The sequence below is a fragment of the Alteromonas sp. W12 genome (assembly GCF_001924945.1).
GTDB classification, from domain to species: domain Bacteria; phylum Pseudomonadota; class Gammaproteobacteria; order Enterobacterales; family Alteromonadaceae; genus Alteromonas; species Alteromonas macleodii.
On record NZ_LQXH01000008.1, the window covers coordinates 98,076 to 110,582 of the forward strand.

8 protein-coding genes are annotated in these 12,507 nt (G+C 46.9%); 5 read left to right on the plus strand and 3 right to left on the minus strand.

Annotation, left to right across the window (positions count from 1 at the left end):
* Window positions 1-228 precede the first annotated feature (228 nt).
* The gene (locus tag AWH61_RS11845) at window positions 229-2,220 is read left to right on the plus strand and encodes an alpha/beta hydrolase family protein (protein ID WP_075177166.1); all 1,992 of its coding nucleotides are present in this window, start codon (window positions 229-231) and stop codon (window positions 2,218-2,220) included.
* Between the two features lie 140 nt (window positions 2,221-2,360).
* Window positions 2,361-3,608, plus strand: a complete 1,248-nt coding sequence (locus AWH61_RS11850; RefSeq protein ID WP_170870510.1) for a multidrug effflux MFS transporter — start codon at window positions 2,361-2,363, stop codon at window positions 3,606-3,608.
* Between the two features lie 133 nt (window positions 3,609-3,741).
* Here AWH61_RS11850 and ilvC read toward each other — a convergent pair whose 3' ends face one another.
* Window positions 3,742-5,220, minus strand: coding sequence for a ketol-acid reductoisomerase (gene ilvC, locus AWH61_RS11855; RefSeq protein WP_014951396.1), 1,479 nt, complete (start codon window positions 5,218-5,220; stop codon window positions 3,742-3,744).
* A 157-nt stretch (window positions 5,221-5,377) separates the two neighbouring features.
* On the opposite strand from ilvC, the gene ilvY reads away from it, so the two are divergent.
* Window positions 5,378-6,250 carry an HTH-type transcriptional activator IlvY gene (gene ilvY / locus AWH61_RS11860; RefSeq protein WP_014977812.1) on the plus strand — a complete coding sequence of 291 codons (873 nt, stop codon included), beginning with the start codon at window positions 5,378-5,380 and terminating at the stop codon, window positions 6,248-6,250.
* 20 nt (window positions 6,251-6,270) lie between these two features.
* Here the strand turns inward: ilvY and AWH61_RS11865 are convergent, their stop codons facing one another.
* Both AWH61_RS11865 and AWH61_RS11870 read right to left on the minus strand, forming a co-directional pair.
* Window positions 6,271-7,785: a YifB family Mg chelatase-like AAA ATPase gene (locus AWH61_RS11865; RefSeq protein WP_075177167.1), complete on the minus strand. Its 1,515-nt coding sequence runs from the start codon at window positions 7,783-7,785 to the stop codon at window positions 6,271-6,273.
* A 226-nt stretch (window positions 7,786-8,011) separates the two neighbouring features.
* The gene (locus tag AWH61_RS11870; protein ID WP_014951393.1) at window positions 8,012-8,629 is read right to left on the minus strand and encodes a trimeric intracellular cation channel family protein; all 618 of its coding nucleotides are present in this window, start codon (window positions 8,627-8,629) and stop codon (window positions 8,012-8,014) included.
* A 442-nt stretch (window positions 8,630-9,071) separates the two neighbouring features.
* Here AWH61_RS11870 and ilvD point away from each other — a divergent pair, with 442 nt between their 5' ends.
* Together ilvD and ilvA are read left to right on the plus strand one after the other, a co-directional pair.
* Window positions 9,072-10,922 carry a dihydroxy-acid dehydratase gene (ilvD, locus tag AWH61_RS11875; RefSeq protein WP_014977810.1) on the plus strand — a complete coding sequence of 617 codons (1,851 nt, stop codon included), beginning with the start codon at window positions 9,072-9,074 and terminating at the stop codon, window positions 10,920-10,922.
* A complete protein-coding gene (gene ilvA, locus AWH61_RS11880; protein ID WP_014977809.1) occupies window positions 10,922-12,475 on the plus strand; it encodes a threonine ammonia-lyase, biosynthetic in 1,554 nt (517 codons plus the stop codon). Before ilvD ends, ilvA begins: the two co-directional genes overlap by 1 nt.
* The last annotated feature ends 32 nt before the right edge of the window (window positions 12,476-12,507 follow it).

Consider the following 12,507-nt stretch of genomic DNA (forward strand, 5'->3'; position numbering starts at 1 on the left):
AGTGGGTAATGATCTATGCGGATTGGTATAGAATGCATTCAACGTATTTTCCTGACTAGAATGCCCTTCTTCAGAACATATCTGGCACATCCACTCACTTAACATAGAGCCTAGTATTGCTTTGTTTTTGTACATATGGGCATGAGTGAGTATACTCTGTGTAACTTAACTTCGAGTTTTTTGCCTAAGCTAAGTTCCACTAACAATAAAAAACAACAAGGGAATGTTATGTCTTCTAATAAGGCTCTCTTACCTACGACACTAGTTACTTTGCTACTGTTGGTTTGCTCTTTCTCCACACTGGGCGCAGATCAAACTAAGGCAGAACCCGAGTACGAAAAATTCAGTTCTTTGCCAACTTATTGGACTCCGTCGCTGTCACCCGATGGCTCAAAAATCGCTTTTGTTCAAAACGTTGAGCAAGAAGAAGCGTTTGCCATGCTTGCCACTTACGACTTAAAAAAGGGTGAAAAGCACTACCTACTGCGATCGGACAATGAACGCGTAAAAATTAACTGGTACAACTGGGTGAACAATGAACGGCTGGTGGTTAGCGCTCGTTACGAAACCCGACGTGGCACCACGAAAGTTCATGACACACGGTTGTTAAGCGTTAAGTTTGACGGTGAAGGCGGTGCATTCAACTTGGTTGAATGGGAGAGAATAAAGCGTCGAGCAGGTAACCCGAACCACATTCCTCAATTTCACGATGACGTTATCGACTGGCTGCCTGACGATCCAGAACATATTCTAATTGCCTTAGACGCTGAGGTGTTGGGGCTGCCGTCGGTTTACAAAATCAATGTTAATGATGGTGGCGTAAGTCGCATTATTCGCGGGAAAAAACGCATTAGAGATTGGATGACGGACCAACAAAATAACGTTCGTATAGGTGTTTCGCTTGATTACGATACAGGGGAGCGAGAAGTCTTTCTAAAAGAAGGAGACGATTGGCGCACCTTATTTGCTTACAACGCTATGTCTGACAAGGGTGAATACCCAGTTGGCTTTGCAAAAGACCCAAATATTCTTTATTTCAAAGGTTATAAAGGAGACTTCCGTGCATTGTACACCTTGAACCTTACTACTAATGAGCGAACAGAGGTGTATGCTGATGAAGGGTACGATGTTAATGGTAGCCTTATCTATTCACCGGTTACCCGAGATGCAATAGGAGTACGCCATGACGGTCGACATTATTGGGATGAACGTTACGTCGCTCTTCAAAATGGTATCGATGCTGGTCTTCCTGATTACGACAATACCTTAGTGAGCTTTAGCGACGACGAACAAACATATATTGTTTATTCAGAGTCTGACACCTTACCAGGAGTTTATTTGCTGGGTGACCGTAAAGAAGGCACGTTAGTGATGCTTTTTGAGCAATATGCTCAAATAGACCCGGCAAAATTATCTGAGCATACGTTAATTGAATATGAAGCCAGAGACGGCATCAAAATCGAAGCGTATTTGACTTTACCAAAAGGCGAAGGCCCGTTTCCTACCATTATTCATCCCCACGGTGGCCCTGGAGCAAGAGATTTCAGTGGTTTCGACTATTGGACAGCGTATTTTACATCGAAAGGTTATGCAGTACTAAGGCCTAACTTTAGAGGTTCTAGAGGGTATGGGTACAGCTTTGCGCAAAGCCAAATGAAAGGTTGGGGCTTGGCTATGCAAGATGATATCACCGATGCGGCAAACTGGATGGTAGAGCAGGGGCACGCTGAGCAAGACAACATGTGTATTGTGGGCGCTAGCTATGGCGGTTACGCCGCCCTGATGGCAACTGTTAAAACCCCGGATCTGTTTAAGTGTGCGGTGAGCTTTGCTGGCGTAAGTTCACTTAAACACGTCATTATTCATTCTCGCCGTTTCCTGAACAACGAATTTGTGAAAAACCAAATTGGGGATGATTATGACGACCTTGAAGCGCGCTCGCCTTACTACAATGCGAAAGGGATAAAGACGCCAATTTTGCTGGTACATGGAGATGAAGATAGAGTTGTCCCTCCACTTCATAGTCGCTACATGGCTGACGAGTTAGATGATTACGACAAGGTCTACAAATATGTAGAGCTTGAAAGTGGCGACCACAATTTGTCTATTCAGCGAAATCGTCATATTTTCTTTAAGGAAATGGATGCATTTTTAGACCAACACCTTAGGCCAGCGAGTAAAGCGAGTGCTGCAACGGCAAACGTTTCAGCTTCCGAGTAACACCCGTTAAATGCACCAGTATTTACGACAAGATTTTGCTTGGCTGGCGGCTTTTTAACCAAGTTTCAGGTATACTCAACAAGGCGCGTTAATTTCGCGCCTTTTTAATTTCCCCCACTTTATTTCATATTCGAGACTTTATGCCCCAGACTTCTAATGGCGTATCTGAGGATACTGCAGTTGTGCAAAAGCCAGCGCTTGGCCTTGTTGAATTTGTTGCGCTAATGGCTACGATGACATCCCTTGTCGCGTTGAGCATTGACGCTATGCTGCCTGCGTTGATTCAAATTGGCGAGTCACTACAGGTCGCCAAGGCGCATCAAACCCACTTAATCGTTACCGTGTTCTTTTTAGGCATGGCACTGGGTCAAATGTTCTTTGGGCCTTTTTCCGATAGCCGCGGCCGTCGCCTAACTATATTAGTGGGCCTGTGTATTTTCGCCTTAGGTACATTTGTTTGCATGATGGCCACCAATTTGGAGACCATGCTGGTAGGTCGCGTTATTCAAGCATTTGGGGTGTCTGGGCCACGAATAGCCTCTATGGCAATTATTCGCGACCTTTACGTTGGCGATGCGATGGCAAAAGTCATGTCGTTTATCATGATGGTGTTTATATTAGTGCCTATGTTGGCGCCTATTATTGGGCAAACGGTGATGGAGTTGACCTCATGGTTCCATATTTTCACTATGTTTCTCATTGTGGCTACCATGGCCGGCATTTGGTTTTTTTCTCGTCAAGGGGAAACCCTGCCAAGAGCAAGGCGTAAAAAGTTTTCATGGGCGCAGTTTTTCGCATCTTCAAAGTTCATTCTCACTAACCCAGCAGTGATGGGTTACACCTTTGCCATGGGCTGTATTTTTGGGGCATTCTTGGCGTATTTAAGTGCTTCGCAAACCATATTTACTGTGTTTTACAACGTAGGTGAATGGTTTCCCTACATCTTTGCAACGCTTGCTTTTTCAATTGGTCTCGCCTCTTACTTTAACGGCAAAATGGTAATGCGTTTTGGGATGCGCAAGCTTTGTCGTTTTGCACTTAAAGGAGTTAACGGGTTTGCTGTTGTGTATTTAGCGTTGCTGTTGGCGTACGACGGCTTGCCGCCTTTAATTCCTACGGTTACGGTTATGTTTGTAGGCTTTTTCTTTGTGGGCATACTGTTTGGTAACTTAAACGCCATGGCGATGCAGCCGCTTGGCGATATGGCAGGTTTAGGCGCGGCCATAATTGGCTCATTTTCTAGCCTTTTCTCGGTGCCTGTTGCACTGTTCGTCGACAGTTTCTTAAATGGAAATTTAATGCCTATCGGCTGGGGATTTCTCGTCTTTTTTGCTTTATCTTACGTATCCGTACGCTATGCCGAGCGCGTTCGTGAAGGTTCTATTTAGAAGGTGTATCGGCGTGTCGCAGAGGTCAGTTGCGTAAGAAAGATACTTATTAGCAGGCTTACGGACATAAAAAAGCCCGACCAAAATGGTCGGGCAAGAGGGCTTAGTTAAGCACCTAACGACAGAAACTGTCCTAACCTATGATGGCCTTCATGTCAGTCATGTAGCCACGTAAGGTCTTACCTACCGATTCCACACCGTGTGAGCGGATGGCTTCGTTAATTTCAACAAGGCGTTTGTTCTCTACCTGATTAGAAGTAGCGGCTAAACCCTTACCGATAACGCTGGTATCAATGGTAGGCATAAATTTCTCACGCAAAATTGGAATTGCTGCGTTAGCAAACAAATAGTTTCCGTATTCTGCTGTGTCTGAAATAACCACGTTCATTTCATACAAACGCTTACGTGCGATTGTGTTAGAAATAAGCGGTGTTTCATGCAGTGATTCATAGTACGCAGACTCAGGTAGAATACCGGCTTCAACCATTACGTCGAACGCAACTTCAACACCGCACTTGATCATGGCAACCAGTAAGATGCCGTGGTCAAAGAATTCTTGTTCACTAATTTCACCTTCATAAGCCGGTGCGTTTTCAAACGCGGTTTCACCGGTTTCTTCACGCCACTTAAGCAGGTTCGCATCGCCATTCGCCCAGTCTTCCATCATGGTGCGAGAGAACTCACCGCTGATGATGTCGTCTTGGTGCTTTTCAAATAGCGGACGAAGTAAATCAGTTAACTGCTCAGAAAGCTCAAACGCTTTCACTTTCGCAGGGTTTGAAAGACGGTCCATCATGTTAGTCACACCGCCAATCTTAAGTGCTTCAGTTATAGCTTCTAGGCCGTACTGAATAAGTGCACCTGCGTATCCTGGCTCGATACCGTCATCAACCATTTTTTCAAACGCAAGTACCGCTGCAACTTGTTGCATACCACACAAAATGGTTTGCTCGCCCATGAGGTCAGATTTAACTTCAGCCACAAATGATGACTCAAGTACACCTGCGCGGTCACCGCCCGTTGCACTTGCAAGTGCTTTGGCCTGATCCCAACCTTTACCTTCAGGGTCGTTTTCTGGGTGTACAGCAATCAGAGTTGGTACACCGAAGCCACGCTTATATTCTTCACGTACTTCAGAACCCGGGCTTTTCGGCGCACACATGATTACTGTGATATCGCTACGAATTTGCTGCCCTTCTTCAACGATATTGAAACCGTGAGAGTAACCTAGCGTTGCACCTTCTTTCATAAGCGGCATAACGGCTTCGACTACGCTAGCGTGCTGTTTATCAGGTGTTAAGTTATAAACTACGTCTGCTTCTGGAATGAGCTGTTGGTAAGTACCAACGGTAAATCCGTTACTGGTTGCGCGCTTATATGAGTCGCGTTGCTCATCAATGGCTGCTTGACGCAGCGCATAAGAAACATCTAACCCTGAGTCACGCATATTCAAGCCTTGGTTAAGGCCCTGCGCGCCGCAGCCTACAATGACAATTTTCTTGCCTTTTAAGAACTGACAACCGTCAGCGAATTCATCGCGTGCCATGAAACGGCAGCGGCCAAGCTGATCTAACTGCTGGCGAAGTGACAGGGTGTTGAAATAATTAGCCATAAAAATTTCCGAACAACATTCATTTTTGTCAATATCAAACACCGACCTTGGTGTTGACAGACCTCGTCTATGACGACTTGATATTGAGACTAAAAGATTTCTTTTGTTTTGGAAAATGATATATTTGCAAGATAATATTGCATAAAGTGAAATGTTTATGGATTTTCGCAGTCTACAGCTGTTCAATCACCTAGCCACCAGCCTACATTTTGGCATTACCGCCGAGGCCATGTATGTGTCGCCTTCTACGTTAAGCCGCGTGATTCAGCGCCTTGAGGACGAGTTAGGCTGTACACTGTTTAAACGTGATAACCGCAAAGTGGCGCTAACTCACAGTGGGCACAAGCTGCTGTCTTTTTCAAAGCAAGCGCTGAAAGATTGGCAGCAGCTAAAGGTCGACTTAAAAGAAGATAACGACGCATTGCAGGGCGAGCTCAGCGTATTTTGCTCGGTTACCGCCAGTCAAAGCCATTTACCCGCTATGCTTAGACAGTTCAGGCAACAGCACCCGGGTGTGGATATACGCCTTATCACTGGCGATCCCGCCCTTGCGATAGAAAAAGTCAAAGGCAAGCAGTGTGACTTATCAATTGCTATTTACACCCCTGATATGCCGACAGATTTGCATTTCACCGCCCTTGATAATGTGCCTTTGGTACTTATTGCCCCAAGAGAATGGCGACTCACCCAACTAAGCCAGTTAGACTGGACCAAACATCAGGTGATTATGCCTGAAACTGGACCAACCCGTCGTACCGCCTATCATTGGTTTGCTGAACACGGTATTCGCCCTAATGTGTATGCTTATGTCGGCGGTAACGAGGCTATCGTGAGCATGGTTGCACTTGAATGTGGTGTGGGTTTTGTGCCTAAAGTGGTACTTGATCACTCCAGTATGGCCAATGCTGTAACCCAAATACCTGTTGAAGATATTGAACCTTATGCTTTAGGTTTATGCTGCTTGCAGGATAAGCAAAACGAGCCACTTATTAACGCCTTTATGCAGCTTAATTTGCAAACGCGTGGCTAAGTTTAAGGCATAGCTGGTGCTCAGCTAGCGCTCAACTGTTTAATAAGGTTATCGAGGGCGCGATAGCCCAATGCTTCTGCAATGTGCGCCCGCGATACAGCGTTCTGCTCTTCAAGGTCAGCAATGGTTCTTGCCACTTTTAACGTGCGATGAAATACCCGCATAGACAAATTAAGCTGTTTAGCAGCGGCTTGTAAAAACTGCAAATCAGCGTCATCAAGTAAGCATATATCGGCAAGCTCACCCGCGTGCAGCGCCCCATTTGGCTTACCTTGCCGTAGCCCTTGTTTGTGACGCGCTGCAATGACCCGCTCTCGCGTTGCGTGTATCGAGTCGTCAGATCTATTGGCACGCTCTGGCAGGTCGTAGTCAGGTAGCCGCGGCACTTCGACTTGTATATCAATTCTATCAAGCAGTGGGCCCGATAATCGGTTCAAGTAGTTGAGCTGTTGCTGCGGGGTTAGTCGGTTATCATCAATGTCACCTGTCGGGCTTGGGTTCATTGCCGCTACTAATTGAAAGTTAGCGGGGTATGTGGCGCTTCCTGAAGCACGAGACAAATGCACGTCGCCGGTTTCAAGTGGCTCGCGCAATACATCCAGTGCTTTTCGCCCAAATTCAGGCAGTTCGTCTAGAAACAAAATACCATTATGAGCCAGCGATATTTCACCCGGTACAGGGTTTGAGCCACCGCCAGTAAGTGCCACCGCAGAGCTAGTATGGTGGGGCGAACGCAAGTGGCGGGTTAAAAACCGCTCTGCATGCAGTTTTTCGCCTTTCACAGAGTGAATGGCAGCCACTTCCAACGCTTCTTCCTCGCTCATATCGGGTAATAGCGATAGCATTCGGCTGGCGAGCAGGCTTTTACCTGTGCCAGGAGGCCCCACCATAAGTAAATTGTGTGCTCCACTTGCTGCGATAACAAGCGCTCGTTTGGCTTGCTCTTGGCCGATAATGTCATCCCACCCTGAAAGGGGGCTGTTAAGTGCTCGCGAGGTAAACGGTTGGCCTTTAGCAAGTTTTTTGTTGCCGGCAAGGTGTTCATAAACAGACTGTAAATCGAAAGCAGGATAGCGTGTTGCGTGAGAAACCAATGCAGCCTCTACGTCATTATCACCCGGGTATACGAGCGCAATATCTTCGTGTGCAGCTGCCATTACCACAGGAATTAGCCCGTTTACTGGCTTTATTTCGCCGTTTAATGCAAGCTCGCCCACAAAAGCAATGTTAAGTAGGCTAATGTCTGAGATGTAGCCCGACGCAGCTAAAATGCCTACGGCAATGGGAAGGTCGAACCGCCCGCCAAACTTGGGAATATCTGCTGGCGCTAAATTGACGGTTATTCGTTTTGCGGGAAACTCAAAACCACTGTTTATCAGGGCGCTGCGTACTCTTTCTCGCGCTTCTTTAACGCTGGTTTCTGCCATGCCGACCAGTTGAAAAGCAGGTAAACCATTAGCTAGGTGAATCTCTACACTTACCTCTGGCGCTGCCACGCCCTGCCCTGCAAAGGTTTTAACAACAGCCATTCCCATAATCTAAACAACCTCCTCTCGCTGAATACTTATGATTCGTGGTTATGAAACGCAAACGTGTCAGCGCGGTAAAAATGTAAGCCAACGCAGTCGGCGTAAACTTTAGAGAGAGTCGGGATAAGATGTAACTGTACTAACGATGGGATCTACTGAGAGTGCATAAAACGCTTGGCATGTAATGATCCTGCTCAGCAAACTTAGGCTAGTGCTAGTGCTAGTGCTAGTGCTAGTGGTGGTCGTTGTAGAAAACGGGCAGCTGCCAATGCCAGCGCATGGCGCCAAGCCTAAACAGTACGGTTGTGACAAGGGCCGCAATACCACACCACTGTGTGGCGAGTTCCATTTGCATGCCTATTCCATAAACCACGCCCCCTGCAATACAGGTCATGGCATACAGTTCGCCGTTGAGTACCAGCGGTACCTCTCGGCAAATAACGTCCCGTAACAGACCGCCAAACACGCCGGTAATGGTGCCCATGGCAACCGCCACGGCCATGCCTGTATCGTTTGCCAAGGCTTTCTCTATGCCTACTACGTTAAACAGCGCCAGCCCGAAAGCATCGGCAATTAATAAATAGTGAAAAGGAAAGCGTGGACTAATACGCAGCCAGATAATGGGTATAAAGGCGGCTATCAGTGTGGTGTATAAATAATCGGTATCGGCAATCCAGAAGACGGGGACATCTAACATGACATCACGTAGTGTTCCGCCGCCAATGGCGGTTGCGCTGGCAAGCACGACCACGCCAAATCCATCCATACGCTTTTGATAGGCCATCAGGGTGCCGGAAATTGCGCACACTGCAACCCCCGCTAAGTTTAACCAATGAAACCAATCAAACATCTTCTTGTACCCTTTTACTACCCTTAAAAACTCGCCATTCCTACCGCAAAATACTTGATCAGGCCTTATGTTTCATGCTATTTCTTTGCCCAATATCGAAACGTACTGTTGAGATTACGGTTCGTGATATTGAGTGATGAGGTAAAGCCATAACCTCTAACCAACAACATTTCATAATTACAATGCCAATGGATATAGGTATTGTATGTCAAATATATCATATAAAACAAAGCGCTACTGATGTGTTAGCAGTTAGGCTTTGTTGCTCCTCGCTTTGAACGACCTTAGATGATGTGTTACATCATCAGTATGACATGCAATTTTGAGTAAAACAGCGCGTATTGGAAGTTGAGCCAAAGCATTACTGGTTTACCACTGTTTTTTAGTTTCACAAAAAGGTCTAGCGCCTAAACCTAGACCCTTAAATTAACGGGAAGGATTTATGCCCAAGTTACGTTCAGCAACTACCACCCAAGGTAGAAATATGGCGGGAGCTCGCGCGTTATGGCGAGCAACTGGAATGAAAGACTCTGATTTCGGCAAGCCTATTATTGCTATTGCGAACTCATTTACGCAGTTCGTACCTGGGCATGTTCACCTAAAAGATCTCGGCCAATTAGTGGCGCGTAGCGTTGAAGAAGCGGGTGGTGTGGCGAAAGAATTCAACACTATCGCAGTGGATGACGGTATCGCCATGGGGCACAGCGGTATGCTGTATAGCTTACCATCTCGAGAAATCATTGCTGATGCAGTGGAATACATGGTGAACGCACATTGCGCCGATGCCATCGTTTGTATTTCTAACTGCGACAAGATCACTCCGGGAATGCTAATGGCGTCTATGCGCTTGAACGTACCGGTCATTTTTGTGTCTGGGGGCCCAATGGAAGCGGGTAAAACCAAGCTTTCAGACCAGCTTATTAAACTAGACTTGGTTGACGCCATGGTAGCGGCTGCTGACGACAAAGTTAGCGATGCTGATACCGACGAAATTGAGCGCTCAGCCTGCCCTACCTGCGGCTCATGTTCAGGGATGTTCACCGCGAACTCCATGAACTGTCTAACCGAAGCGTTAGGTTTATCCTTGCCGGGCAACGGCTCTATGCTGGCTACCCACGCCGACCGTGAAGGTTTATTTAAACAAGCGGGCAAACAAATTGTTGAGCTGTGCAAGCGTTACTACGGCGACGATGATGACAGTGTATTACCACGTAATATCGCTAACTTTAAGGCTTTTGAGAATGCCATGAGCTTGGATATTGCCATGGGGGGGTCGACCAATACCATTTTGCATCTGTTAGCAGCGGCAATGGAAGGCGAAGTGCCGTTTACTATGGCAGACATCGACAGATTGTCTCGCAAAGTCCCTCACCTATGCAAAGTGGCACCTTCAACACCCAAATATCACATGGAAGACGTACACCGAGCGGGTGGCGTTTTGGGTATTTTGAACGAGCTAAATAAGGCTGGCTTGCTGAACACCGATGTTAATCATGTTTTAGGAAAACCGCTTACCGACGTTATCAGCGAGTGGGACATCACTAACCCTGAAAACGAAGACGCTATTACCTTTTATCGCGCGGGTCCTGCGGGTATTCGCACGACAAAAGCATTTAGCCAAGATTGTCGCTGGGACGAAGCCGATGACGACCGCGAAAACGGCTGCATTCGCTCTATCGACCATGCGTTCAGTCAAGAAGGTGGCCTAGCCGTGCTATACGGTAATGTGGCTGAAGATGGCTGTATTGTAAAAACGGCTGGCGTAGATGAGTCTATTTTAAAATTCAACGGAACTGCGAGAATCTACGAAAGCCAAGATGATGCGGTAGCAGGTATCTTGGGCGATGAAGTAAAAGCCGGTGATGTGGTCTTCATTCGCTACGAAGGTCCCCGCGGCGGCCCGGGTATGCAAGAAATGCTGTACCCAACGTCTTACTTGAAATCTAAAGGGTTAGGCAAGCACTGCGCTTTGGTAACAGACGGACGCTTTAGTGGCGGTACCAGTGGGTTGTCTATAGGTCACTGCTCACCTGAAGCCGCCAGTGGTGGTGGCATTGGCCTAGTGGAAGATGGCGATAAAATTGAAATAGATATCCCCAATAGAAGTATCAATATTGCTATTAGCGATGAAGAACTAGCAGAACGCCGCGCGAAAATGGAAGCCAGTGATAAGCCTTGGAAGCCGAAAGATCGCGTTCGTGAAGTCTCCACATCACTTAAAACCTTTGCGGCGTTAGCAACCAGTGCCGATAAAGGTGCAGTGCGTGATGTGACTAAGCTGGAAAATCTATAATGGCAGCCGAACACGTTAGCGATCATGAATATTTGAAGAAGATCTTACTTGCCCCTGTTTACGATGTAGCAGTGGCAAGTGAACTTTCCTATATGTCTTTGCTTTCAGCCGAGCTTGGCAATGAAATTTTTCTGAAACGCGAAGATCAGCAGCCGGTAAAAAGCTTTAAGCTGCGCGGTGCCTATAACCGTATTTGCTCACTAAGCGACGAGCAATTGCAAGCTGGCGTAATTGGCGCCTCGGCGGGTAATCATGCGCAAGGCTTAGCGTACAGTGCAAAAATGAAAGGTATTCAGGCGACTATTGTCATGCCTGAAACCACGCCTGATATCAAGGTAGACGCAGTACGACGCTTCGGCGGTGAAAACGTGAATGTGGTATTGCATGGCACCAGCTTTGATCAAGCAAGTAGCCATGCAAAAGCATTATGTGAGACCCACGGTTATACCTTTGTTCCGCCCTTTGACGACCCCGATGTCATTGCAGGGCAAGGTACAGTCGCGCGAGAGCTGCTAGAGCAAAACCCACACCTCGATATCTTATTTATTGCTGTGGGCGGCGGTGGTTTAGCCGCTGGTATTGCGGTTTACTTAAAGCAACTAAAACCAAGCATAAAAATCGTTGCGGTAGAGTCGGAAGAATCGGCCTGTTTCATTAAAGCAAAGGCGCAAGGCGCGCCTACCGAGCTTGAAAGCGTCGGCATTTTTGCTGATGGCGTTGCTGTTAAAGTGATGGGGCAGGAAACTTTCCGTCTGTGTAATCGTTTAATTGATGAAACCATTACGGTTACTAATGATGAAATATGCGGAGCAATTAAGGATATCTTTGATGATACCCGTGTTATTGCAGAGCCTGCGGGCGCATTGTCGGTGGCGGCAATTCGCAAGTACGCTAAGCAACACGACCTCAAAGGTAAGAAGTTAGGCGGCATTCTGTGTGGCGCAAACATCAACTTTCATACCCTTCGCTATGTGTCTGAACGCTGTGAATTAGGTGAGCAGAAAGAAGCGGTCTTTGCGGTTAAAATTCCTGAAAACAAAGGTGCGTTTAAACAGTTTTGCGAGTGCGTTGGGGCAAAAGCAATCACCGAATTTAACTATCGCTATGCCAGTGAGAGCGAAGCACATATTTTCGTGGGCGTTAAGCTTAAAGGCGGGCAGCAAGAGTTTGCTGCACTGCAAAGCGACCTTGAAAGCAAAGGGTATGACTGCGTCAACTTAACCGATAATGAGTTAGCGAAGCTCCATGTTCGTCACATGGTTGGTGGCCGTCCGCCAACTATTCTCAACGAGCAAGTCTTCAGCTTTGAATTTCCTGAGCGTCCGGGTGCGCTACTGAACTTCTTAAATACGTTAGGTGAACAGTGGAATATTACCCTATTTCACTATCGCAACCATGGCGCAGCAGAAGGTTTGGTATTGGCAGGCTTTGATATCGCACCAGAAAGTAGAGATGACTTTAACCAGCATGTTGCTGAGTTAGGCTATAAGGTTGAAGAAGTAACAGACAACCCCGCCTATCGTTTTTTCCTGTCGCAACCAGCGAAGGTCTAAATAGCGAAACAGGCGAAACGAGCCTATCTCCC

Bases quoted from the DNA above. Each gene is read 5' to 3' on its own strand.
- ilvA (WP_014977809.1), top strand. From the start codon at position 10,922: ATGGCAGCCGAACACGTTAGCGATCATGAATATTTGAAGAAGATCTTA.
- ilvD (WP_014977810.1), top strand. From the start codon at position 9,072: ATGCCCAAGTTACGTTCAGCAACTACCACCCAAGGTAGAAATATGGCG.
- ilvY (WP_014977812.1), top strand. From the start codon at position 5,378: ATGGATTTTCGCAGTCTACAGCTGTTCAATCACCTAGCCACCAGCCTA.
- ilvC (WP_014951396.1), bottom strand. From the start codon at position 5,220: ATGGCTAATTATTTCAACACCCTGTCACTTCGCCAGCAGTTAGATCAG.
- AWH61_RS11845 (WP_075177166.1), top strand. From the start codon at position 229: ATGTCTTCTAATAAGGCTCTCTTACCTACGACACTAGTTACTTTGCTA.
- AWH61_RS11850 (WP_170870510.1), top strand. From the start codon at position 2,361: ATGCCCCAGACTTCTAATGGCGTATCTGAGGATACTGCAGTTGTGCAA.
- AWH61_RS11870 (WP_014951393.1), bottom strand. From the start codon at position 8,629: ATGTTTGATTGGTTTCATTGGTTAAACTTAGCGGGGGTTGCAGTGTGC.
- AWH61_RS11865 (WP_075177167.1), bottom strand. From the start codon at position 7,785: ATGGGAATGGCTGTTGTTAAAACCTTTGCAGGGCAGGGCGTGGCAGCG.